The organism is Halomonas sp. ANAO-440, assembly GCF_019915905.1.
Lineage (GTDB): Bacteria > Pseudomonadota > Gammaproteobacteria > Pseudomonadales > Halomonadaceae > Halomonas > Halomonas chromatireducens.
Genome location: NZ_JAHXBV010000011.1, coordinates 168,399 through 192,847, shown reverse-complemented (window position 1 = coordinate 192,847; position 24,449 = coordinate 168,399). Strand labels below are relative to the sequence as shown.

General features: G+C 56.0%; 15 protein-coding genes. 2 read left to right on the top strand and 13 right to left on the bottom strand.

From position 1 onward, the window contains the following. Positions 1-38 precede the first annotated feature (38 nt). The gene (locus KZO25_RS10185; protein WP_223136865.1) at positions 39-1,472 is read right to left on the bottom strand and encodes a hypothetical protein; all 1,434 of its coding nucleotides are present in this window, start codon (positions 1,470-1,472) and stop codon (positions 39-41) included. A 30-nt stretch (positions 1,473-1,502) separates the two neighbouring features. Further along, positions 1,503-2,354, bottom strand: coding sequence for a hypothetical protein (locus KZO25_RS10180; protein WP_223136864.1), 852 nt, complete (start codon positions 2,352-2,354; stop codon positions 1,503-1,505). Positions 2,355-2,652: 298 nt separating this feature from the next. Here KZO25_RS10180 and KZO25_RS10175 point away from each other — a divergent pair, with 298 nt between their 5' ends. Both KZO25_RS10175 and KZO25_RS10170 read left to right on the top strand, forming a co-directional pair. Beyond that, on the top strand, positions 2,653-3,285 hold the full coding sequence (locus KZO25_RS10175; RefSeq protein WP_223136863.1) for a DUF2201 family putative metallopeptidase: 633 nt from the start codon (positions 2,653-2,655) through the stop codon (positions 3,283-3,285). 59 nt (positions 3,286-3,344) lie between these two features. Beyond that, on the top strand, positions 3,345-4,427 hold the full coding sequence (locus KZO25_RS10170) for a helix-turn-helix transcriptional regulator (RefSeq protein WP_223136862.1): 1,083 nt from the start codon (positions 3,345-3,347) through the stop codon (positions 4,425-4,427). A gap of 207 nt (positions 4,428-4,634) precedes the next feature. On the opposite strand, the gene KZO25_RS10165 is transcribed toward KZO25_RS10170, so the two are convergent. The 11 genes from KZO25_RS10165 to KZO25_RS10115 form a co-directional block, all read right to left on the bottom strand. Continuing rightward, positions 4,635-5,279 carry a HEPN domain-containing protein gene (locus tag KZO25_RS10165; RefSeq protein WP_223136861.1) on the bottom strand — a complete coding sequence of 215 codons (645 nt, stop codon included), beginning with the start codon at positions 5,277-5,279 and terminating at the stop codon, positions 4,635-4,637. A gap of 202 nt (positions 5,280-5,481) precedes the next feature. Further along, complete coding sequence (locus KZO25_RS10160) at positions 5,482-7,242, bottom strand: hypothetical protein (protein ID WP_223136860.1); 1,761 nt, start codon at positions 7,240-7,242, stop codon at positions 5,482-5,484. 38 nt (positions 7,243-7,280) lie between these two features. Then, a complete protein-coding gene (locus KZO25_RS10155) occupies positions 7,281-8,735 on the bottom strand; it encodes a hypothetical protein (RefSeq protein WP_223136859.1) in 1,455 nt (484 codons plus the stop codon). A 14-nt stretch (positions 8,736-8,749) separates the two neighbouring features. Next, positions 8,750-12,529: a helicase-related protein gene (locus KZO25_RS10150; protein ID WP_223136858.1), complete on the bottom strand. Its 3,780-nt coding sequence runs from the start codon at positions 12,527-12,529 to the stop codon at positions 8,750-8,752. A 15-nt stretch (positions 12,530-12,544) separates the two neighbouring features. Continuing rightward, complete coding sequence (locus KZO25_RS10145; protein WP_223136857.1) at positions 12,545-14,245, bottom strand: DUF262 domain-containing protein; 1,701 nt, start codon at positions 14,243-14,245, stop codon at positions 12,545-12,547. A 31-nt stretch (positions 14,246-14,276) separates the two neighbouring features. Then, positions 14,277-14,960 carry an RNA ligase family protein gene (locus KZO25_RS10140; protein WP_223136856.1) on the bottom strand — a complete coding sequence of 228 codons (684 nt, stop codon included), beginning with the start codon at positions 14,958-14,960 and terminating at the stop codon, positions 14,277-14,279. Then, positions 14,953-15,492, bottom strand: a complete 540-nt coding sequence (locus KZO25_RS10135) for a hypothetical protein (protein WP_223136855.1) — start codon at positions 15,490-15,492, stop codon at positions 14,953-14,955. Before KZO25_RS10135 ends, KZO25_RS10140 begins: the two co-directional genes overlap by 8 nt. Next, positions 15,489-16,883: a DUF3696 domain-containing protein gene (locus KZO25_RS10130; RefSeq protein WP_223136854.1), complete on the bottom strand. Its 1,395-nt coding sequence runs from the start codon at positions 16,881-16,883 to the stop codon at positions 15,489-15,491. The genes KZO25_RS10135 and KZO25_RS10130 overlap by 4 nt, the downstream gene beginning before the upstream one ends. A gap of 12 nt (positions 16,884-16,895) precedes the next feature. Beyond that, positions 16,896-20,186 (bottom strand): DUF1156 domain-containing protein, encoded by a 3,291-nt coding sequence (locus KZO25_RS10125; protein ID WP_223136853.1) that lies wholly within the window; start codon positions 20,184-20,186, stop codon positions 16,896-16,898. Between the two features lie 133 nt (positions 20,187-20,319). After that, positions 20,320-20,952 (bottom strand): hypothetical protein, encoded by a 633-nt coding sequence (locus tag KZO25_RS10120; RefSeq protein WP_223136852.1) that lies wholly within the window; start codon positions 20,950-20,952, stop codon positions 20,320-20,322. Positions 20,953-20,961: 9 nt separating this feature from the next. After that, positions 20,962-24,228, bottom strand: coding sequence for a DUF499 domain-containing protein (locus tag KZO25_RS10115; RefSeq protein ID WP_223136851.1), 3,267 nt, complete (start codon positions 24,226-24,228; stop codon positions 20,962-20,964). Positions 24,229-24,449 lie beyond the last annotated feature (221 nt).

The window sequence follows — 24,449 nt, the reverse complement described above, 5'->3', positions numbered from 1 at the left end:
TCTCAGCCAACTTGCCATTGCAACTTTAGTTTCAATTTTCATGAAAGCATAAAATTGTCTAACTCACCATCATTATGGATTAGCTGTTCTTTTGGCACATCAAACACTTCCGCAAGAGCTAAACTACGCTCGCGTAGGCCATAGTTAAGCTCTACCATGAATGCAGCCTCCATAATGCTACCCAGTGCGGCATATTCAGAATTTATTTCCGCAAGTAGCATTTTCGACTCGGCATCAACACGTTCCAAAAACTCCTGCATGTCCGCTTCGAGCCGTTCAGCAACTTCTGCAGTTGCACCTGTCGCAGCTTCAGCAAGTACCCTACCAGCAAGCGCGCCCACGAAAGAACCAAGAACTGGGACTGGAATCGCTGCCTGTCCTGCTACAGTGGCCATCGCTACAATTGCAGCTTCCGAACAAACTATCATCCCCAGATCGACAAACTCATCTGCATTAATTTCTCCTTTCTTCAACTGTAAGGACAAAGAGGCGACACCTTTGGTAGCACTCACTACTGAAGAAGCGAACGGCGCCCCCATGCCAACATAATTGGTCATAGCATAGAGTGACGCGCCCGCAACCGCCCCGCCAATAGCCCCCTTAGCAGTTGTAATACCTACTTCCGCCCAGTCTTTCTGCGCAAAATCACCTCTGAAGGGGTTCTTTCCCTCACGATACTTCCCATATAGAGAAACACCTAAAGCAACGCCACCACCAATACCGGCAGCAATCCCGGTTGCCTTAACCCCTTCAGAAAAAGAGGCTTCGTGCTCCTTATAAATCTCTTCCTTACGACGCTCATTTATTTTCTTAATATCATTATCATGGCGATCAAGGGTGTCATGAATTGCGCCTTGCTGAACCTCTGAATAATCAGAAACCCCAGGCTTAACAGCCTCATTAAAAGGCAAACCGGTTCGCCTCTCAATCTCCTCAACCTTAGCTCTTATTGAGTTAATTGTGGAGTCATTCAGCTCGCCACCCGAATAATTAATACCAGAAGCCTCTCCTGAGGCAATCCGATTTACAATATCATATTGATCTTTTGGTATATGGTAGTAGCCGCCTGACTCAGTAAAATCAGAATACTTGCTTAAGTGATCGACTATGCCACCAAGCGACCCACCACCTGGCCCATTGTAAAACTTTGACTGAACGTCCAAGCCATCAATGAGATAATCAGCTCTGGCTGTTCGTCCGACCCCCTCGAAGGTAGCGGTCATAGCCTCAAGGTTAACGGCAGCACGGGCATTACGAATACCAACTTCAACTTGCTCAGCGATTTCACCATGCTTGGTGAGCGGATTTCCAAGTATATTTTCTGGGCTGCCGATGAACGAGCGAATCTTATTGACTTGCTCCTGAGCTTGAAAAAAAGCCTGATCTTGGCCAGCTTGCCGAAGTGCTTCTGCCTCATGCCTTACTTTATTTACACTGTCAACCACTAAGCCAGCAAGCTGGTCCTTGATCAAGTGATCTCTAGGAGGATGATTAGCCATTGCTTACCTCGACACAGTCTTATTGATTAGCGGTGTGAGAATTTGCATATGGTTAACCAAGGCAGCTAGCTTATCCTTACTTTCTTTATCAAAATCTTGGTAGTCTTGAGCTCCATTTACGCTTAGCCATGTGAGCAGAGCGTCCATACCTGAGGCGTGCTCCTTAGTTGCATCATGTAAGCTCTCTATATCCACAAGCGAGGCTTTTAAAGCTGCATCAAGAACCTCTATCTCCTTACGTTTTACATGACATTCCTCGGCAATTTTACGATTTTTTTTCCGGGCGAAGAAGCCACTACCAACCAAAGCAGTAACACCGATTGCAATACCCACAGGATTGGCGAGACCAAGAATAGCTGCACCCCCTGCCATTCCCTTTCCACCTGCTACCAAAGCACCACCTCCCAACCAAGCCAAGGCTGCTTTAGAGGCAGCAGCACCTGAGAGTGCCGAGATAGCTGTTCCAGTTGAGGCAGTGCCAAAAGTAGTGGCAATTGCCATTGCAGCACTGGGTGCAAATGCAGCTGTTGCAACACCCGCACTAATACCTGCCGCAGCGCTACCTCCGGCTTTAACCTCAATCCTCTCTGCCTCAGCTCTTACCTCCTGCATGAGACCATCGAAAGCCTGATACTCAGCTTTAAACTCAGAAAAGCTCCGATCGAACTCTTTGGGCGAGTTCGCCAGAGTATTTATATAGCTTTCTACCCTCCCAACTAATTCTTCACTACACTTCGCTCGCGTCTCCATTAGCGCCTCAGCTGCCTTAGTCACATCGGCAGCCCGCTTTTCGTATTTATGATGTGTTGCTTCTAGTTCAGATATTGCATCTTTTTTTAGGCTACGATTAAGCATGACAATTCCTTTATCAAACTTTAATTAGTCTTTTAGCAACCAGCATATTCTTAATAACAAGAAAGCCAGTGCAGTATTTATTATCGGCCAAAGCCGAAGAATCTTTAGCGAGAAAATGCAGATTTTTCCGAGCCAACGTTTGACGGAGAGCTCGTCACTCATTTCACACAGCCGACCACTGCACTATAGGAGGGAGCATTTGAGGTAAACACCAGGATTGACTGAAAAATGCGACACAAACCGTCGCATCTATCCGCGAAGCTTACTGCTCGGTGTATGCGATCAAAGGATAACGGTCATGACAGTCAACCAGGAAGGCCAGGCCCGCCACGGCGAACACAAACTTGAGCACCAGCAATATGCCTTGTGGCAAGCCGATCGCGTTAATTGGCGGATGTCTCAGCCAGTCAATGCCTTCCTCGCCGAACATCTTCCACTCGTGATCACGCCGAATTCGACCGTGGCGACGGCCACCACCGATGGCTCTCGGCTCCTGGTGAACCCAGACTGGAGTGCTGGCCTTGATGACACTACGCGCCGCTTCATGCAGGCCCACCTGGTCTGGCACTGCGCAGCGGGACACTTCCGTCTTCAGCCTGCTCCCAACGCTGACCTACGCCGCTGGCACCTGGCCTGCGATCATGAGGTCAACGCCGCGCTGCTGATGCTGGGGATGCACCTGCCGCCGCAGGCGGTGCTGTTTCCCGCCTGCGTGGGAAGGCCGTTGCCAGAGGTGTATGCCTGGCTGGCCGACAACCCGCTGCTTGATGACGAACACAGCCTGGACGCCCCTCCCTGGCTCGTCGTGACCATGGAGACATCCCTCCCCAGCACCACTTGGCCACCGCGCATCCATGAGCTGGTGAAGCGATACCTAGGCAGTCCACAACTGCCTGCAGTGATTGCGTCATGGCTGCTCAACCGCTGGTGAGCAGACTTAAATCCGGTTAGGCTATAGGCCATCTTGGCCGCTCACGACAAGGACCGTCCATGTCCGAGATCCGCGATACCCTGTTCCGCTACCTGACCCTTCTGCAGCTGATTCCGCGTAGCCCCGGGCGCATCTCGACACCGGTGCTGCTCGAAAAGCTTCACGAGCGTGGCTTCCAGATCGACACCCGCTCGCTCCAGCGCGATCTGCGCGATAAGTTAGCCCTGCACTTCCCGCTCACCTGCGACGATACTCATAAGCCCTATCGCTGGTACTTCGATCGCGACTTCCACCGCAACCTGCCGGCACTGGACGTACCCAGCGCCCTAACCCTGGTGCTGGCCGAAGAGTACCTGAAGGGCCTGCTGCCGCCGGTGGTGGTGGGCCAGCTGTCACCGCAGTTCCGGGATGCCAGGCAGCTGCTTGATGACCTGGAGACAAATGGCCTGAGCCAGTGGGCCAGGCGCGTGCGCGCCATCCCCAACGGCATGGCATTGATTCCGGCGCCGCTGGAAGAGCGTGTGTGGCAGGCTGTCACCCAAACTCTGCTAGAGCAGAAGGCACTGGACGTGCGTTACCTATCGCGCAGCGCCGAAGCGGAGAAGATCTTCACCTTGCACCCTCAGGGGCTGGTCAGCCGCCACAGCGTTACCTATCTGCTGGCCACGGTGAATGACTACGCGGACATCCGCCAGTTCGCCCTGCACCGCCTCAAGTCCGCCACGATCAGTGACGCCCCCTGGCGGGAAGCCCCCGACTTCGAGCTGGACGACTACATCCGCCGCGGTGCCTTCGGCTATCGGCAGAGCCCCGAGGATGTGACGCTGGTCGCCGACGTGGCGCCCCAGGTGGCCTGGCTGCTGACCGAGACCCCCCTGGCTATCGAGCAGAACCTTGCACCTCTTCCCGACAGCGACTGGAAGCGCTTAACGGCCAAGGTGCCCGACGAACAGCAGACCCTGTGGTGGCTGATGGGCATGGGAGCAAATGTGGAAGTGATTGAGCCGGTTGGTTGGCGGCAGGAGATTCTCTCCACGGCCCGGGCGATCGTCGCCAGAACGGAGGGCGATCCCCATGGAGGTTACGCGCCTTCCTATGGATCGCAGACCAGTCCCCCACCAGACAGGCAATCAACTACCTGAACGCGGTGTGCTCAACCGCGTCACGGACTCGATCAGCTCGGCGCTCTCATTGACCACGAGGTTGATACGCATCGACACCGGTCAAATGATGAGCGCCTCAGCATCGAAGAGCTTCTGATCACCTCCTGCTGCAACGGCTAGAGATCATAGTCTGATGCGGAAACGTCACCATCAGGATTTCATCTCTACAGGCGTGCGTGATTCTGTTTAGCGTACCGGATAGCAGGCATCACCCCAGTGTTTGCCGGCGTTGTCCAGCAGGATCTCGATGATGACAGGTACCACGTCGCCCAGGATTCCTTTGGCGTCCCTGAGCTGCTCGCGGTTCACCGAGCTGTTCCAGGTCGCTCCTCCGTGAATCAGCTGGTTGCGCAGCGTGTACAGCCTCTGGAAGACGATGCTCAGCACGGTGCCGGTGGCGTGGCTGGCAAGGGCGGCGTTGGCCGCTCGCCTTGCCACGTCGAAGCGCTCCTCCCAGTCCTCGCTGCCACCGAGACCATTCTGGTGATCCCAGTACGGCTGGAAGACGTAGCGATTGTCCAGCAGTAGGCGGATGGCTGTGGGATAGCGGCTCCAGGTCAACTCATAGAGACGGTTCTGGTCATCCAGGCCGTCCAGCCGCTGGAGGAAGTCACCAAACATGCGGCCCTCGGTGATGCGTAGTTCTCCCAGGTCATTAGCGTAGGCGGCGTTGAAGGCGATCCACAGGAAGATGAAACGGCCATCTTCATCTTCACACTGCTCAGCACGATGCAGCCAGCTCAGCGCACGATGAATACGCAGGGCGATGCCCTCTGCATGGGCATGGCGCTCGGCCCGCTGGCGCGACTTGAGGTGGTCGTGGGTCAACATGTGGCTCTCCTACCTGGGATAGTGGCCCCCAGTATGGGGCATGCGCTCGCCCGGTTCAGCCGGCTCACGTCATGACTCGACACCTGCTAATCTTTCATCGTACTGGCAAAGATCTCGGTCTTCGCCTTAGGTTTCTCCGGCGGCTGAAGAGCAAGGCCTTGCGATAGCCAGTGAAGAATACTCAGGCAGCGAATACAGGTTATTAAACTAGCTCTTCTTCTGCCTTTTTCTGATCATACGGGACAATGACATTTTCTCTGGCACCACCAAGTGAAACAGCTATCCTAGGAAAAATATTCTCTAGATCCGCATGATCTTCCTCCAGCCATTCAGGGAAATCATGCGATTTGACAGTCTTAAGTGAAATATTTCTGGCTTCGATATTTTCTCCCACCATGCTTCGCACAAACGGGAGCGATGCACCGCCTCCCGTCAGCACCAAAACCAACTCTTTACGCGGAGCAGTCCTGAGAATAAAATCATCAACTTCCTCAAGCACCTCTACGATCTTGTTGCGAAGCTCTTTCTGAAATTCATGGATAGATTGAGATTGAAGCAGCTCCTCAAGCATCACCTCGATGACTTCACCGTTTGGAAGCGGCACATCGATACTGCCGGTTTCAAACAGCTCCTCTTTATACACTCTGATCTTGCGTTCGAGATCATTTCTGATACGACGATAATTGTCTGACTGGTAGGTTATCGCGGCTGACGAAAGAATTTTCTGCACCAGCACACGATCGATGTAATTTCCGGCCATAGTCAGACCGCGTGCAGCGCCAGGGACCTGATTGGCAACATAAACACTCTCATTGGAATCCACGCGAATACGGAAAAGACTAATATCAGTAGTGCCAGCACCGATATCGATAACCATGGATAGATTATTTGCGGCACCATCCTCACTAACCAGTGCAGACGCAACGCCGAGAGGTTCCGTGACGGGGCTTCCAACAAAGGAGTATTCAAAGTTCTTTTCCTGAACCTTATCACAAATAAGCTTGAGTTTATCAAGAACAATGCCTTCGCTTATCTCCTCAGCCACTAAATCAGCTACCACCTGCGCATCCCCCAGCATGCGGGAGAGCATGCTCGAATACTGTCGTGCCTTGCCAACCTCGAAGCATGGCATAGCGAACCGCCGGCAGATCGCCTTCTCGTAACCCAGCTCATCCGAGCATTGGTTGATCACCCATGTCAGGTAGACAAGGTAAAATAGAACGATATCGCGATAGTCAATCTCGACACTGGTCGGATTGAACTCATCTGAAAGAACCTGATCGATACCGTCTTCGGAGAGAAAACGTTTCATGTTATCGATACGCTGACGGTTGCCGTCACCGGCTTCTTGCTCGGAGACCTCCAGAGCATCCTTGCCAAAATAAACAAAGCCATCGTTGCTAATGTAGACGGAGGAAATCAACAGCTCTAGAGGGCCGTCGGAAGGGTCCTGACCAGCGACTTCGCCAAGCTCAAGCACCCGGATCTCGTCGCCTCCGTCCTTTCCCGCTCCATCGTGTACCAGGGTTACCTTGGACATAGCCGTGCCAAAGTCTATGCAAAGTCTGAAGTCCGGCGATACAGGCTCATCAGCGAAGCTAGGCAAGCTGATCTCAATTTCATCATCTTTCGACTCTAGTGGCTCTTCGATCTCAACGTCACAATCGACTGGCTCCGATTCTACGGCAGTTTCCTGCGCTTCGTCCGCTAAGGCACCACTAACGCCACTGCTATACTTCTCAGCAACAATACTGGCTACCGGCTCCCTTGCACGCAAAGAGGGTGTATCGGTGGGCTCTTCCGGTGTCGTCTGAGGTGGTGTACTCAATGCCCTGATAGCTGCTGCTAATGCCTGCTGTTCCGCTTCGGTGATAATGCCAGGTAGCTCCTGCTTTCCGTCGTTTCGATCAGCCAAACGAAATAGCAAATTCTCCAGCAGCCACATTGCCTTGTTGTTGTCCATCCCCCCTCCGTTCCCTTATATTTTTAGTCGCCTGCTGACTATACCGGCTCAACTAACGCTTTCACCACGACTCTTTCACGACCATAGAGTTTTTGCACGACCTGATCACGTACGACCCTGACTTTCGTCACCCCCGGCTGATGCCCGCTAACCATTTCATGTCGGGTGCGGTTGTAGGTGATGATTTCTCCCTCAAGCTCAGACAGTTCCAAGCGTCGCATGCGGCATAGCTGACGCAGGACCGTGGAAAGCTCCACGAAGCCACCAAGCCCCTTGCGCAGTGAAGCGGCCACCACAGGATCATGAACGAACTCCTCGATCAGTGGCAGCAGATTGGTTCGCACATTGTCCAGCGGGCGCCGGGCGCTTTCGCCTTCCAGCAACAGCTGGCCGATCAGCATGTCCTCATCGGACTTTAGCGATTTTTCCTTCTTAGCGTTGGAGGCACGTTTAGTGCCCCCTGAGGTCCACCACTCGGCCACTTCGGAATCCAACTCGTGATGGCCTTCGAAGTGGCGCCTCAGGTCATTGCCCATACTAGTACGAGTGGCATACATCACCTTCATGGCATCGAGCATGGCCATGTCAGTCTGCCCCTGGCGTGCCAGCACGAGACACGCCTCGCGCAGGCAGGAGAGCACCCGGGGCTTGACGGCGGAGTGACCACGCAGATAAGTCCATAAACGAGTTCCCAGATGCGCCTTCAGGGTAGCCAGAGGCGCATAGGTAGCCGACTCCAGCGCATAGGAGAACCGAAGCTGCACCACGCGCAGCAGCAGTTCGAAGAGCAGGTCACCAACTTCATTTGCGAGTGCTTCTTCCTTGGCTCCAGTCACTTTGCTCATGGCCGCCTTGACGACACGGGAGATGGCTTCCCCTGGGTTTGCCTCAAGCGCCCAGAAGTGGTCTTGAGCTACTTCCTTCCAGGCCTCGAGCACCCGCTTGACTCTTCTCAGCCGTGCATCCGGTGCCTCGATCTGCAGGCCATCAAAGCCCTGAGCCAGGCTGTTCAATATCGCCAGATAGTCGTCAGAATGATCCCTTAGAATGATCAGCAGTGCCTTCCTGGCATTCTCGGCGGCATCCAGGGCGAAGGCCTCACGAATGACGTAGTCACTCAACCAGGCAGGGCTGAGCTCTCCCAAGTTGGCTAATGCCAAGGCAGCATAGGCCTTCTCGTCACCATCCTGTAGCACTGCCAGTGAAGCCGGTGGCTCCGTCATGAAGTACTGAAAACCTTCAAACACCTCGCCGCTTCGGCCCCGCGCTACGGCAGCAAGGCGTCCCAGCACCGAGGCCAACAACAGCCTCTCCTCAGCACTATCCAACTCACAAAGCGCCTGAGCGCGCTGTACAATCAAGGAAAGGCGGTCGCCATGGATGAATTCCTGCACATGGCGAGCCGCCATAACGGCAGTCAGCTGGTCATCCAGCTCACGAAGACTCTGGGCTTCACTGATATCAGCAACTTCATCCTGTAACGTCTCGCTCACATCCCCTCCCCTGCTCATCTCGACAAGAGCTGTTTTGCGCCGTCATCTAAACGCCTAGCCACATCGTGACTAGTCCGACTGTCTTTCTTCATATCCCCAAGCTGCCTGAATATGACATCTCGAGCTGCGCTTAACAGCAGAGGATCCGCATCGACTTTTAGCCCATCATTCTTTTGTAACACTGGCCACAGAAGCTTGTCCTTCAACGCCAGCATTCCACTACGATCCGGCGCATCAAACTTCAGGTGAACCCGTTGTCCATGTCGGTTGTTGACGTCAGATCGGAACCGATCGATCTCAGCAATCTGGTTGCTTGGTGTATCGGGATTGGATTTTAGCTTCAGCTCAGCGAGGCTGGCGGATACGGTATCCAGCATGACCTTCTGCTGACGCCCTATCCGGTCATCTTGCCGTTTCACTGCTGGGAGTGAGCGTTCCACCAGCTCAATCTCACTCTCTTTACCAATTTCAACACCAAAGGCTTCTTCGGAGGTGTTCAAATCTTGGCCAGCTACGCGCACCGATCCTAGTGGTTTGCGCGCCTGCCATACGGCTTGTACCGCTTCAAGCGGTTGGAGCATGTAGTCCAACAGTTTCTCAAAGACGGGGTCGCCATAGGTAGCAAAGTGCAGTCTGCGATGATCAGATTCCCCAAGGCCGTGCTCATAGAGCCCCCGGGAGGTCGTCAGCAATACCTCCTGTGGTAGCCCAGGGACGTCGACCACCCGGTAAGCATCTCCATGCTTGAAGCTCTCGATGCCGCCTCCCAGAGCCCTGAGATACTGGCTCTCGCTGATGGCCCGCCAGATATCCTCCAGAGTGGCGGGCATCGACACTGCACGACGCTGGGCCTCGAGATGCTCATAGGCCGCTTTCTGCTCTTCCGCCTTGAACTCAGTGAGTTGTTGTCGCTCCTTGATGCGCTCGGCATGCCGATGGGCACGACGAATCAGCTCTTCTTCGTCGATCTTGCCTTCCTCACCCTCGGCCTTGGCGTAATCCTCGAAATCCTCAGGCTGTATAGGCAGGAGCGAGAATTGCAGCTCGCCGGATACAGTAAGTGCCTCACGGAAACGCCTGACCAAGCGCGAGTACACCACCTCCTCCACGCTATCCTGGTAGAGGTAGTTCAACACGTGGATATGCTCGTGATGCTGACCAATCCGATCGATGCGGCCAATACGCTGCTCCAGCATCATCGGATTCCACGGCAGGTCGAAGTTGATCAGCAGGTCGGCGCTTTGCAGGTTCAAGCCTTCAGCTGCCGCATCCGTACACAACAAGATGTCGATGTTGCCAGCGACAAACCGTTGTTTGATCGTCGTGCGGTCAAGTCTTTCGGGATGGTACTCACCTGCATGTCGCAAGGAGCCACCAGCCCCGGAGAAAGTGCCGATCGGGCAGCCAGGGAGTAGCCGCCTTAGCTCACCATGGAGGTAGTTCATGGTATCGGCATAGCGTGTAAACAGCACCAGCTGCCGTACACGGTCGGTGCCATTGATTCGCCGCTGGTCGATATCCTCTAGCAACCTATGCATCTTAGAGGGGGTTGCCGGTAGTCGATCCATGGTGGCGATCAAACGAGCTACAGCGCCTTGCTCCCACGTCAGGTCGGTCTCGGTGCGGTGCTTGAGAACCAGGCTCTCTACTTCTTCATCACGTAGCTCTTCCAATTCTTCCCGGTCGGCGTCGCTATTGGCGAATTGCTGCGCCTTGTGGTCCAGGGTCTGCTGGATTTTTACAAGGCGCCGCTCGAGGGAGCAGCGCAGGGAATGGAAGGAGGAGGCGTAACGCAGCCGCAGGAAGCTCAGATAGAAGCCGATTGCGGCACGCTGCCGGCCCTCTTCCATATTGGCGGCCATTTGGCTTGCCAGGTCAGCACAGTACTCCTGCAGTTGGTCATAGACCTCACGCTCTACCTTCGTAAGGGGGATGATGCCAGGGTGGACTTCCCGCCATGCCAGGTTAGCGTTCAATAAGCCCTCTCGCTGATAAGCACGTAGAAGCGAGCGGGTGTGACGAAGCATACTCCGGCCCAGCGGTGCCAACAGGCTCAGCGCCGGTTGCACCTCATCCCAGCCAAATATAGGCTCTACCCAGCGCTCCACAAAGTCGTCCAAACCACTCTTACCAAATGTAGAGAGCACATGCTCTTGCACGAAATGCCACTGCTCAGGAGATGAGGCGCGAACATTGTTCAGGTAACGGTGCAGCCACTCACTCTCGTAGTCCGCCATGGGCTCGTTGTTGAGCAGCTTGTCGCGTACTCGGTAGAAGATCTCGCACAGGTCCTCAGAGAACTGTACGGCGCCGGCAGAAGGCATCAGCTTGAGCAGATCAAAGGCCTCGACTCGGTTAAGCTGCATCGGTGTCGCCGTGGCCAGTAGCAAGGTCCCTGACTTGCCATACAGCGAGCTCTGCAGCTCCTGATAGAGCTTGTTGAAGCGAGGCACGGTGGTCTGATTATCGGGCGTTTGGCGCCTGGCCTTGTGAGCCTCATCCACCAGGACCAGGTCTGTCTCTGGCAGGTTCGCCAGCAATCTCCCCCCATGGCGGTTGATAACCAGGCCAGTAGAGACAATTTCCAGCGGGGCATCGAACATCTGGCCATCGCCCTGGATGGGCTCGCCGCTTAGCATGTCAAGACGCTCCCAGCGTCCTTTCCGTGTGGTACGGCGCACGAAAGGCAGGAAGAATTTCTCGGCCATCTCCACCAGCCACTGTGAAGTGAGCGAGGCAGGCGCGAACACCCGAATCGATCCTGCACGGCCACTGAGCCATAAGGCGCGGAAAGCCAGGCCCGCCTCGATAGTCTTGCCGAGACCTACCTCATCACAAAGCAAATGATTACGTGGGTAGGTGTCCAGCAAGCGGCTGGCAACGAAGCGCTGATGCGGCCAGGGCTCGATTGGCGTGGTCTCGATCCCGACTCGCTCACCACCGGGGAGCAGAGGTGCCAGGCGGATCATGGCGAAGCGTAGGCGCTCGGATGGGCTCGGCTTGAACTCTTTTTTTTCACGGACTTCATGTGGATCCCGCGACATGGGCGTGCCATCAATCTCAAACAGCCCACTGGTGCTACTGGCAATTTTCACCAGCTCTGCCTTGACCGCTTCAGGAAGAGAGAACGTCTTGATAGCAGGATGCTTCCCCTCCCAAAGAGCGAGAAAGCTGCGATGCTTTTGTACGAAGAGCTTGCGATTCCACTCTTCCCACGAAGGCTGGACGGTGATGTTTTCGGCATTGATGGCAAGCGCCGTTCGAGATTCGTTCAACGAACCCGAAATGAATAGCTCATCCTGGCCATCGCCAATAATCGCCCACTTCTCATGCAGATAGCCATCCTGGGCAAAGTCCATTGACTGTGGGGTACCATCCTGAGCGTGTACACGCAGACCCACCCGAATGGAGAGGTGTCCGTTGGCGACCATCCACGCCAGCAATTCGACGCCATGGCGTAATGCGGTCGGCCATTGCTGGGAGGACTCGAGCTGAGCCAGCATCACCTGACTGGCACGCTGCTCATCGCCTTGCAGAATCGCGGCGGCATCTTCCGGGTCGAGCTGCATGCCGACCACGAGCCGCGCCACACCACCGTTCTCGACGAAACGCGAAAACCCTTGTGATGCCGCTGCAAGCGAAGAGGACGTGAAATAGCCGGCGACACGATCATAGTGGGTCGACCGCCTCAGTGCCGGGATATAGAAATCGTGTAGCACATCGACCAACTTGCCATCCTCGCGGATATCGGAGGTGGCGTAGCTGGGCTCCCATTGGTAATCGCGTAGTGTCATGCCTGCCTCCGAACTTTAAACCTCAACGAGCTCGAGTCCCTTCAAGCTCCAATGATTCGCCAAAACCTTAAGCATGTCCTTTTGCCGCTCCTGAACCTCTTTTGGCGTCCAGCTCTCATGGTTCAATACTTGAGTGGTGCATGCATAGGGAGACACTCCCTTATCGGTTTTGAAATAAACCTCTTTCTTTTTCTTGAAGTCATGATTGGAGGCCTGCGGATTCTTCTTCCTGGAAAGAAGCACTAGGTTACCAAGCCGGTGCGTCCATCTCACACGCTCTTCTTCTGTCCAATCCTTGTTCCACACCGATTCTTTTTTTGGGTTTTGCGGCAGCACATGCTCAATTGTCGTGACGCTGTGCTCATAATCCACACCCTCGCCAGATAAGAATGAATCCAGGCGAAGCATCACATAGCTCTTTATCGGACCTGCATACCAGTAAACATCTCCGTTAAGGTACTTGAGTACCTCAAGCTGTGTCTCCTCAGCAATGTCCAGCGCGGAACCAGCCTGGAGCAGGTCCTCTCGGGCCTCTATCGCTGCCAGCACTCTAGAGTATCGCTTTATTCGAGAATTGACATAGCTGCCACGAATAAGGATTGCGGCCGCCAAGCGCTCCAGCTTTTCCAAATGTGAAAGCAGTATCTTGGGCTCACTTTCAAATATCCTTACCAGCTCCATGGCAACTGGCACCCAGTCTGAGTTGTTTAGCCGCCCTAGCCAAGTTAGCAACTGGTTGATGTTCTTCCCTTCTTCACTCCCCCCATCTTGATAGCATTGATGACTAATTATAGTCAGCGCCTCGCTATAAGGAAGCAGAACATCATTAACTACACTCTTCGAATCACACCCCTTAACAACCTCTCGCCTAAACTCCTCTACGGTAGACCTCCTAGCTTTGGACTTAGCTTTAATCATTCTCACATATGGGAATAGTGAATTGAACGAATCGCGACCCAGCCTCTCCTCCATCTCCTCCCATATCTCATTGTAGTCCGTTCTTTCTTCAGAACTTTCTATCTTGCTTATTATTTCCGCTTTCAGAAGATCGCATGCTTGAAGATCAAGGCCTCGGTCATTCATGACTGAAAAGATACGATATGCAGTTTCAATTCCTTGAGTTGTCACAAAAACAACCACACATCTGGCAACAACAAAGCGACCGAGCTCTAATATCTCCTTTGAGCTCATGCCCCCAAGCCGGGTCAAAAAGAACAATGCGTTCTTGTATATATTAAACTGAGAATCCTTCAAGCTGGATTCCTTTACAGACTTAAGCCCTTCGACACCACTTGGATCTTGAATAAATTTTTTGAAAAAATCTCTATCATTCTTCCTGAGAAAAAGCTTAGGCTGCGGAGGTATGTTCAACGATACATCAGAAGGCGCAATATACTGTTCAAACGCTCCTTCTCCTTTCTCACCAAGCAGACAATGAGAAATAGCAGAAAGCAATATAGTCAAAGTGGTAAGGCGTTGCTGCCCATCGACAACATCAAAAGTAAAATTATCTTCAGGGCTTTTAGCGACAACTATACTTCCAAGAAAGTAATCATCAGACTCTTCTTCTTTTTGAAACCCAATCAGATCGCCCAAAAGTTCATCGCACTGATCCACACCCCAGGAATAAGGCCTTTGATACTCAGGAATAATGAATTTATTCTCCTTAGAGAATATTTCGTGAATTTTCTTATCTTGACCTGTTATCGAATTCATCCCTGCGTACTCCTCCTCCGAATATCGAAATCTAGTTCACCGCCAGCTCATTCCATTCCAACGCCCTTGACCGCCAGTGATCCTCAATTTGTTGCACGAAGTCCGGATGAACCAGCTTGGCGCGGTGTTCACACCACTTTGGCCCATCCTGGCGGATCACGAGGCCTTCCAGCTTGCCATCCCGGTAGGCGCTGCGACCGGTATGCACCAGAGCTTCCAGCTCCTTGACGGTGAAGCACCCCCGCTGGAGTAGCGGTACAACAGATAGGCCGAGCCGACTGGCCAAGGCATTGCGTCTTTCTTGGTTCCAGAAGCGCTGGGCCTGGCGATCGAAAACATCGAAAACCATGAACCAATCCGGCAAAGCGACATAATCCAGCGAGTGGCGCGCAGCGCACCACTCGCCGAAGAGAATGACGTGATCGGGTAAGTGCTGTTGGAACACCGCAAGGTGCTGCATCAGCCACTGGTTCAGGCGAGAGAACTGGCCGCGGTAAGGGGCCTCGAGGTAGGCACCACGGTTCTGCACACGCAGCTGGCCTTCATCTCCCCGGGAAATGCCCAAATTGGCGCCGTCGAGCTTCTCCTCTACCAACACGTCGCCCGCTAGCAGCGCCTCAACCTCGGAGCGATCGAGCAGCTTATCGTCACGGGGCTTGCCCTCGCCAAGCCAGGCAAGATGCGGTGTATGGGGGAAGCGGAAGAACTCACTCATCCTCAGGAAGCTCCGGTACAGGACCGTCGAACTTCCCACGGTAGAAGCGCTTCACATCCTCTGGGCACACAAAGCGGAAGCGAACCCCTGCCTCGGCAAGCTGCGGCCACCAGCTCAACCATTTGCAGTCGGCGGCCTGAAGCACGTGCGGGTTACCATCATCGGCGGCTGCCACAGCGATAAACTTGCGATCCGGCGGATCAAACTCCCGCTGGAGACTATGTCCAGGAAACTCCTCGAACCAGTCCTGTGCCGTTTCGGTTACCGGCACCTGGACGACATGCTTCGTATTGGCCTGGCGCTGCAGCAACCATTTGAGAAAGGCATCCCCAGGCTCGGGCTGGCCTTTGTTGGGGTTCAGCTTGTGATGGTACTCACCAAGTATCTTCCACTCGTCATCAATGACCACTACGCCTCGGCGGCGAATCTCATCAATGGTCTCGATACAGGCAATGATGCATTCCTCTGAAACACCCTCATGATCATCATTCGCCACCAGCAGCACGTTGGTATCGACTACGGCACGTGTCATGCATCGGCTCCCTGTGCCTTTTGGGCCCGACGCTTGCGGGCGGCCGCCAGCGCCCGCTGAGTGATGTCCTCCATGTCATCACCGAAGAAATCATCTGGCCAGTTCTCGATATCGCCGTACTCGTTGAGTAGTAGCGGCTCGAGGTGGGCGCCAAGACGATTGCGGGTTACGAAGTAGATCGCTACCTCATCGGGTGTCACCCCGCCTTCGGCAATGCGTCGCTGCAGACGATTTAGGAAGTGCTCGGAATGGCTCTCGATGATCAGTTGGGTATTGCGATTCTCACCGTCCTCTCGCGCTTGGATCGCGCTGATGAAGGCATCCGCCAGATTGGCTTGTACACGTGGGTGCAAGTGAATCTCGGGCTGCTCCATCCATAGCACCGAGTTCGATGGGGCATAAAACGCCTGCACCAAGGCAGGCAGAACTTGCGACACGCCGAACCCCACATCGGTCAGCTTGACCCAGGGAGCACTGCCATGGGCCTGAATCAGTACCTCATACTCCTTGCGTCCGGCTGCAATGGGTTCGACCTTGAACTCGTGGATGATTCCGAGATCCTTCAGCCAGCTGGCGATGAAAGTATCGAACGGTTGATACTTCTGCTTTGGGCCACGATTCAGCTTTCGGCCTTGCTGGGTGGCCGCCAGGAGCGCCGGTATGGTCAGCTCCCCTTCCGCACCGACATCAGGCGGGGTATCTCCCGACCAGGGATAGACTCGCTTGGGTGGGCTGCGTAGCGGTCCCAGGTGGTAGAAATTCTCCAGCAGGTGCTCGGCTTCCAGCACAAAATCGGTGAGGAAGTGCGCGTTCTGGTAGCGCGATAGCGTCTTGTCAGAGAAGCGGTAGAATTTTTCTGGCGCCTCGACCCCCCAGTTCCTGCCCTGTGCATGGACCAGACGCAGCGGATGGCAATCCAGAAATGGCTTGCCATCGCGGCGACCGTGACTAGCTATCAGTTCCTCATGACCCTGCTGGTGCAGGGTATAGGTAAAGCGACGCGTCTCTGGCTGCTCGGTCTTGCTGGCTCCGATCTCAGCCATCAGGGTCAACTCATCGCCCTGAAAGATTGCCGACGGATCGAGGATGTCCTTCAGAACCAGATCGCCACGACTCTTCCAGCTCAACGCAAAGCTCATCAGCCTGGAGAGGTCGTGGTCATATAAGCAATCCTCGAAGGTGCCGAGGTCGATCAGCGAGTTTTCATCTCCTAGGTGCAATGAGCGCTTGCGGTCCGTCAACAGCACGGTCTGCTTAAGGGCCAGCAGAAGATGGCCCAGGCTCGACTTGCCTGAGCTGTTGGTGCCGAAGATCACCGTCAGCGGCGCCAGGCGCATTGACTCGGTGTCCTTCCAGGCCTTGAAGTTCTGCAGTCGCAGCTCAGTCAGCATGGGCCAATCTCCTTACAGCTCATAGTCGATCATCTGGGCTTCGCGCTTGAGCTCGTCATCGCGGCACTCCTTGGCCCATACCTTGATCAGGCCGCGCAGGGCTTCGCTGTCACGCTTACCGTGCGCGGTGAGGTAGTTACGAGCGGCCACGATTCCGCCGTCGCGATAGGTAACGATCAGACCACCCAGCACATCCCACAGGGTTTGCGGATTCTCCAGGCGAGCGGCAGCGCGCTCTTCCGGCTTGAGCAGACGCAGCTTGTTACCCTTGATGGCCAGCGGGGCGGCGCGCTCGTCTTCGCTTACGTTGGCGTAGGCCACCACATCGTCGCTGACGCGGTAGTTACCGTTACGGTTCTTCAAGTGGAAGCTTAGGGAGCGGCTCATCTGCAGGGCGTCATCGAAGGCGAAGTCGCCAAGGCCGTTGATGCCGAGCGCGATCACCGCCAGTCGGGATTCGGCATCCAGGTCGTCGACGGTGACGAGGCCACCGGAAAGCCTGCTGACCTCTTCCTCGGCCACTACGCGGGCGGCTTCCTGCATGGCGCGGGTCGGCGGTACGTCCTCGTCGCCATCCTGCACCGGCCAGTGGGCGGAGTAGACGCGCAGGGCTCGGCCCCAGGAAGCGATCATACGGTCGACGGGGTTGAGCTTGAGACGCTCGAACTCGCCCAGCCCCTCACGCACCGCGGTTTCCAGTTTGCCTTTGACCTCATAGGCCCAGCTGGAGGGCTCGCGATCACGGCGATCCGCGGGTCGGCATGCGATAAAGATGGTGGAGGCGGCCGAGGCCATATTCATCTGGTGGGTTGAGTAACCGCTTTCGGATTCGACCGGCATACAAGCCGTAATATCCCAGCCAGACTGAATCAAGGCATTGGTCAACGTTTCCCAGGCATCGGAGCTCTTGTGGGTAAACATCAACGTCATGATGCCATTCGACTTAAGCACCCGCTTGCTTTCTGCGAAGATGCCCTGCATTAGCTCCTCGTAGCGTGTCTTAGCACCTTTAGCTGAGCCATCTCGTGCAGGATTAGCAACCGCTTCTAACGCCTTATCTGTCACCTCATGGTCAAACCAGCCTGGATACAGGTCGCCCAAGGTCCGTTTTTGCCATACATAATAAAAATCAGATAGTTCGCTATACTGAACATTGTTGTAGTAAGGAGGATCCATTACTACAGCATCGACACTATGGCTTTTAACTCCTGACATATCGGTGGCGGATCCTTGAAGCTGACGAATATCTCCCGCTTCAAGCCCAATCACTCCGCGCTCAGCCACTAACTCCTCGATACCTTTATAGGCGTCCATTGCCTGAGAAAGACCCCAACGAAACCCAGAAGATGGGCCTGCATATACCATCTCACCAAACGTCCATTTTAGTGAAAAATCATGCCTTCCAAAGCCGCCCTTAATTACTCCTCGCGTATACTCCCACCGAGTCTGCCGACTGTTATAATCCACTATCTTGTCGATAGCAAACTGAAGATAAGTAATAATCGCACGTCCTTTTTCCTCACCCAATTCAGCCAAAATCTTCGGTTTGGAATTCTGCAAAGCCTCCATTACAGTCAAGTGGCCTAACAGTTGACGCGAAGTAAACATATCTGCCCATGTCGGCATGCCATAGTTAACCGGGCGCATGTCGTTCCCTTGCGGAAATGGCTCGTTAGGAACCAAACCCAGCATCTCGAAGTCCAAGCGGCGCTCTTCCAGCTCCCGCTCGGCCGCCTGTACCGCTTTCAAATCTGTCTCGTTGGAAGCACGGAAATAGCGAATCTTCTGTGTCTTGATCTCACCCTTGCGGTGGCCACTCGCGTAGCGTTGCACCTTGCCGTGCTTGTCAAGCTTGGGCTCCAAGCGGATACTAACCACACAGTAAAGCACGTCCTTCCACTTGCCGTGCTCGGACTCTCCGCGCGCCTGTCGCTTGATTTCATCACTAGAAATGGCTTGATGGCAATGAACACATTGTCCGACACCGTCGGCTACCGTTTTTGTTAAGGTGCCTTTCTTGTCTTGATCAACGATTTCCTCTCCATTTGGACCATAAAAGTAGGTTTTACTGCCTTCTCTCCTTGACTTCTCAGTTTCATATGGGCGAAATGTTACTTTTTTATTATTCGTGTCTATAGCAACCCCCCACTTATTACCTTCACGAGATAGCCACTGTGAATTGAGTAATGGTGCATCCCCTCCACAGTGGGGGCAGGTCACCTGCCGGCAATAGAGCAGCCCCATGTGATCATGTTCGGTAGCATACGCCTCGACCAGCTCAGGGTGCTTGTGTAGGTGAGCTTCCAGCTTGGCTCGCTGATCGGCAGGGATGGGGCTGAAGGGGGTAAAAGGCGCCATCCGAGCTTCGACCTTTTCCCTGAGCTTCTCACCCCACTCCTGAATGTCATCCAGCAGGCTCTCGCCGAAGCGCAAGGGATAGTCTAGCGTCGCCTTGAGGATGACGCTGGCAACAGGGTTGAGCTCGTTGGCAATGACCTTATGGCCGAGACGCAGCGCCTCGAAGGGAATGGAGCCCCCGCCCGAGGTGGGATCCAGCACCACCTTGCGCTCACTCTCTGGCAGCGGCTGAATCGGCGTGGCAAACGCGCGAGAGTAGCCATAGGAGTCTTCCGAGTCCCAACGAATCGCTGTACCGAGAATCTGCTTGACGTCATCACGCTTGGCGAACTCAATCTTCTCTTTGACGCCGGCAGGGTCGGCAGTTGCCTGCACCACATCCAGTTTGGCACCAACATAGACGCCCATAGTGGGCATCTCCTGAACCTCTGCTTTCCAGTCCTGCACCACGGGGTCTTCGTGGAACTCGGGGCTTCCCTCTTCCAACTGGTCGATCATCTCTCGGCAGGCTTCGCGACGTTGCTGCTCCTTATCCACTGCCTTGAGCACCGTCTTGTCGACGGGCAGCACCCAGCTGCCATCATCCTCTTGATACAGCCGCTTGGTGATGGTGTCGCCGGTCAAGGTCCAGCGCTGCTCACCGAGCTTTGCCTGCCACCTCACGATCCCCAGGTCACGAATAAATTGCTCCGGATCGGCATCGGCAGGTAGCAAGGACGCCAGGATGGCCGCGCGGCTGGGGGTCAGGGGCCGCCGAGCCCACCAGACGTGCAGGTAGTAGAGCGGGGGCAGTGCCGAACTGGCACCACGTTCACGCTGGGTCTCCGCCCCCACCTGGTGACAAGGAAAGCCGGCTTCGATCAGGCGCTGATCGTCGACCAATGACTGGGCGGTGCTGGTGGCTGGCATGCTGGTAGCAGGCAGGCCTGATTCGTTGACGTCCATACGGTTGCTTCCTCTAACAAGGCGACAGCCAGGCAACCGGCCTGGCTGATCATGCATTCTTGGCACTGCCGCTCTTAGCGCGGCTAAGCTGCCATATCCGGCCCACTCTGCGAGCCACGTCGATTCCTAACCCTCAGCCACGGGCGCGCACTTTCTCCAGGATGCGCGGCACGCGCCTGTCACCGGCCTCGCCGCACAGCAGCATGCGCAATCCACTGGTGGCCCAGCTGCGCAGCGCCGGGTCGGCGGTCGTCACGTTGGCAAGCCAGTAGATAGCCTCCTCCCGGGAGAACATCGCGACACGGCGGCCAATCAGCTCGATGCGGTCGACGTCCTTCACCTTGGTCTGCAGGCGGAAGAACAGCGCCAAGCGTGCGCCAGCGGCTTCATCCAGGGGAAAGTTGATATCGGTCTGCTTGAGCCCTTGGGCGGACATGAAGCGCTCCAGGCCCAGCGCGATGCCCTGCTCGTCCTTTACCTCTTCCAAGATGCGCTTGAGTACCGGTAGGCAGGCGCGCACGCTCTCGCCGTGCAGGGTTCCGCGCTCCACGTGCTTGGCCCGCGGGTTAGTCAGCCCTTCGGTATCGTCACGGTCTTCTGGGGCGATGCGCTCCTTGACGACCAGCACCGGGGGCGGCAGATCCTTGTGGCGCGTCAGGCGCAGCACATAGGGCGAGCGCCTGGCCAGCTTGGCCAGTTGCGCCTCATCGGCCTGTGAGCTCTTGCGGCGCCCGCGGGGCGACGTCTTGGTGGCGGTGGTGGCCATCAGTCGTATTTATCCTTCCAGTTGCTCGAGCATCTGGGTGAACTTGCAGTTCTGGTCCAGTTCACCAAGGGTCAGACGGACTTCATGCCGGCCTTGCTCGAAGCGTAAACGGTTATTCAGGGCCGCAAACAACGCGCGGCTTTCTACCAGGCCCCCTACAGTGGTAGGGCCCATGGCCAGCTGGAAGCGCCCCTTATCGGGCGTTTCGGCTGAAACCTGCAGGGTTTGCACTTCGCTGGTGGAGTGGCTTAGGACAGTACCAGCTAACAGGTTGAAGAGCTTTTTGACGTTATCAGGTTTCCTCAAAACGTAGGAGCGATTCTCCACCTTGGGCTTGATGATCCAGCCCCGGGCCTGTGCCGTCTGGTAGGGCACCACTATCCCACCCGGCACACCACCTACGGGTACGGTATCGCCCGTCATCGCCTGCTCAGGATCAGCATCCCCCTCCTCGTTGAAGGCTTCCTGAGGGTAGGCAGCCAGTTGTCGCTGAGCAAAGAGGTTCTCCAGTTGCTGCTGGTAGACGTGCGGGTCGACCTTGTCGTGCTCCTGCTCGATGATCTGCGGCAGTTGGCTGAGATCGACCTGATCACGGCTTTGGATAGTCTGCTCGATCCAGGCGGCGACGGTGTTGGGATCGCGTACGATGCTTTCCAGCCAACCCAGCTGCTTGGCATGCTCCTTGGTACAGAGAATCCAGCCTTCGCCGTCCTTCTCCAGGGGCTCCACCGTCAGAGGCGGCGGGTTGTCCTTGTGATAGAGGGCATCGGGCTTGTGGGCCTTCTTGTCTGGCATGTGACCCAGACACCAGCTGCTGCGCTTGGCACCTTCCACCAGCACGGTGGCCAGCAACGCAGGGTGTTGCAGGATAGGCCAGTTGCGGCGGGTCGCGAAGCGCTCCACGAGGTCACTGACGTTGACCTGTTTAAGGCTCTCGAAGAACAGCTTGCCAAGCAGCGTTGCCGCTTCTGCGGTGGTAGCGCGCTCCTCGGTGATCAGCTCCCCTTCTTCGGCCAGCTGCTTGAGGATGGCATCTTCCAGATGCAGGCCGCTGGAGCCGCCTGCTGTGGGACCAGCACCACGCTTGCCCAGATCACGCACCACCACACGGCCACCATCACGCCCCGGGTAGATCAGGAAGCGATAGGACTCATCGATTGCGGTGCGCAGCTCGGCCGGACCCTTAGCGGCCCGCTCTTTGAACTCCCCCTTTTGAAGCTGCTCATGACTGACACCCCAGTTCTCGGGGTTTTCCTTGAGGCGCTCCACGGCGATGGCCTTGCGCGCCAGGGTAAGGATGTTCTGCCGGGTGCGGTGCTCCTGGTGCGTACGCGCCTCTGTCCAGGTCGAGCCGGCAATATGGGTGGTGCTGGGAGCCAGCAGGAACACCTGGTTCTGGTACTCGCGAACTGCCTCGCCTCGGCGCTCGATAAAGCGCGCCGGATCCAGCTCTTCCACCTCAAAGGCGATAACGCCCAACTGCGGCTTGCGCGTCTTGTCGGGAATCCCTTCACCATCGTCGATATTGGGATGGATATCGAACACGGAGGACTGCTTGATCAGGCCCCGAACGACCTGCTCGACGCGCGTCATGGCCTCCGCGTAGGCCACGTTGCCCTCGATACGACGCAGGATGTTGTTGAGCGTCGGTACCGTGTCGGCATACAGCCGACCGTTACGCTCGCGAAGGTAGTTCGCCTCGCGCTCGATGGTTTCCAGGGCGGAACGCACGGTGGCCGGCTTGATGGCGGGTGAGGCCATCTCATAGACCGCCGAGGTCATGTCGATGCCGAACTTCTCGTCCTGCAGACCACCTCCACGGCCGATCAGGCTGTGCAGGAAAACCACGCGCCAGGCCCACTCGTGAACAGGGTAACCATCGGGATGGGGGTTGGCGGCATCCAGTTCGCCGGCCACAGTGCGGCTAGTGGACTGAGTCCCCGAAGCCTTACAGATATCGGAGTCGAGCACGGCGACGAAATCTGTGTTCTTGGTCTTGCCCAGCAGCTCGCTGCGGATGGTGCCGTCGGAGAGGTCGATGTGGCCGGTCTGGATCAGCGGAATGGCCAACTTGGCCTCCCAGATCCGCCGCACAGCCCGCGCAAGGGTACGCAGCAAGCCGCGTGTACCTTGAAACTCTTCCACCTGAGCCAGTTCCTCGGAGAGGAACTCAATCAGCGTGGGATGGAAGGGATAGTGCGCTACCAGGCGATCATGCAGCTGTGGGTCGTTGGCCCCGGCCGGCAGATCCGTCCCAGCTTGGCGATAGGTCTCGATGAACGCTGAGGCAACTTCGCTTGCTGCCTCGAGATCGACCGACACGAACAGGCGCTTGGCCATGATGCGCGACAGGTCGCCCTCCTGAACCGGCGTCGTGGCCTCCGAGGTGCGGTTAACGACGTCCAGCACGCCGCGCTGTGCCTCGCGAACCACGGCCTCCGCTTCTGCCGAGCTCATGCTGTGCGTGGACTGCAGCTTGCGGATCAGCTTATTGAAATCGCCGAAAGCATTGGTTGCCGATGCCAGACTCAGCACCACGGCCACATTGGGCTTGCCTGCCGCGTAGGTTGAAAGCGACATCAGGAAGGCAGCGGTCTGCTCGGCACCCACGCCAGGGAAGGCGGCTTCCATGCGCGATAGATATTGGGCGATCTCATCGACGATGATCAGTGTCGGCCGGTCGCCGAACAGGGTCTCGAAGAACTCATCCGAGGCCGGCGCCGAGGCATCATCCAGGCGCGCCTGAATGGAAGCCTGCTGGTCGGATGAAAGAGTCTGCTGGGCGATCTGCCACCACAGGGTATTGGGCTTGCTAGACGAGCCTCCGGCGGTTTCCCGCAGCGTGTCCACGGTGTCACCGATGATTCCCACCACTTGCACCTGGCCTGGCTTCGGCAAACGCTCGGGGGCCAGGATGCCGGCCATGTGCTCTGCAAGCGGCTGGCCCTGCATGGCTGCGTGGGCAAGGGCTATCAGGGTATGGGTCTTACCCCCACCGAAGGCGGTATCGAGACGCTGCATCGCCGGTCTCGACAGGTCGCCGTTGGTCAGCCTGGCTAGCGCGTTGTCCAGAATCGTGCAGAGGCCTTGGGTCGGGTGCGTCGCATCTCGGAAGAAGGCCACTGGGTCGGAATACAGCGAGTTGGCCCCTTCTCGGGCCTCCCCCTTGCGATAGTCATTCAGCACGCGGCTCAGGCTGGCCGTGAAGATCTCTGGGTTGAAGGTGCCCGCCAGGATCTCAGGGCGTGGCTGACAGGTGGAAAGAACGTCTCGCATCGGTTGCTCCCTGCAGCGCAGCAGGCCGGTGTAGCATCCCAGCAGGCTGCGTGGTTCAAGGCCAGCATGAAGGCATGCTTGAAGAGGCACAGGCCTTATGACAGCTCAGTTATGGGTATTAGCATGCCATGTTACGCTAGCTGACAAAGATGGGTAAGGGGAATGAGGCCGGTCTTGGGTCACCTACTACTATACGGCGAGCCCTTCCTCCCCTTGCTCCG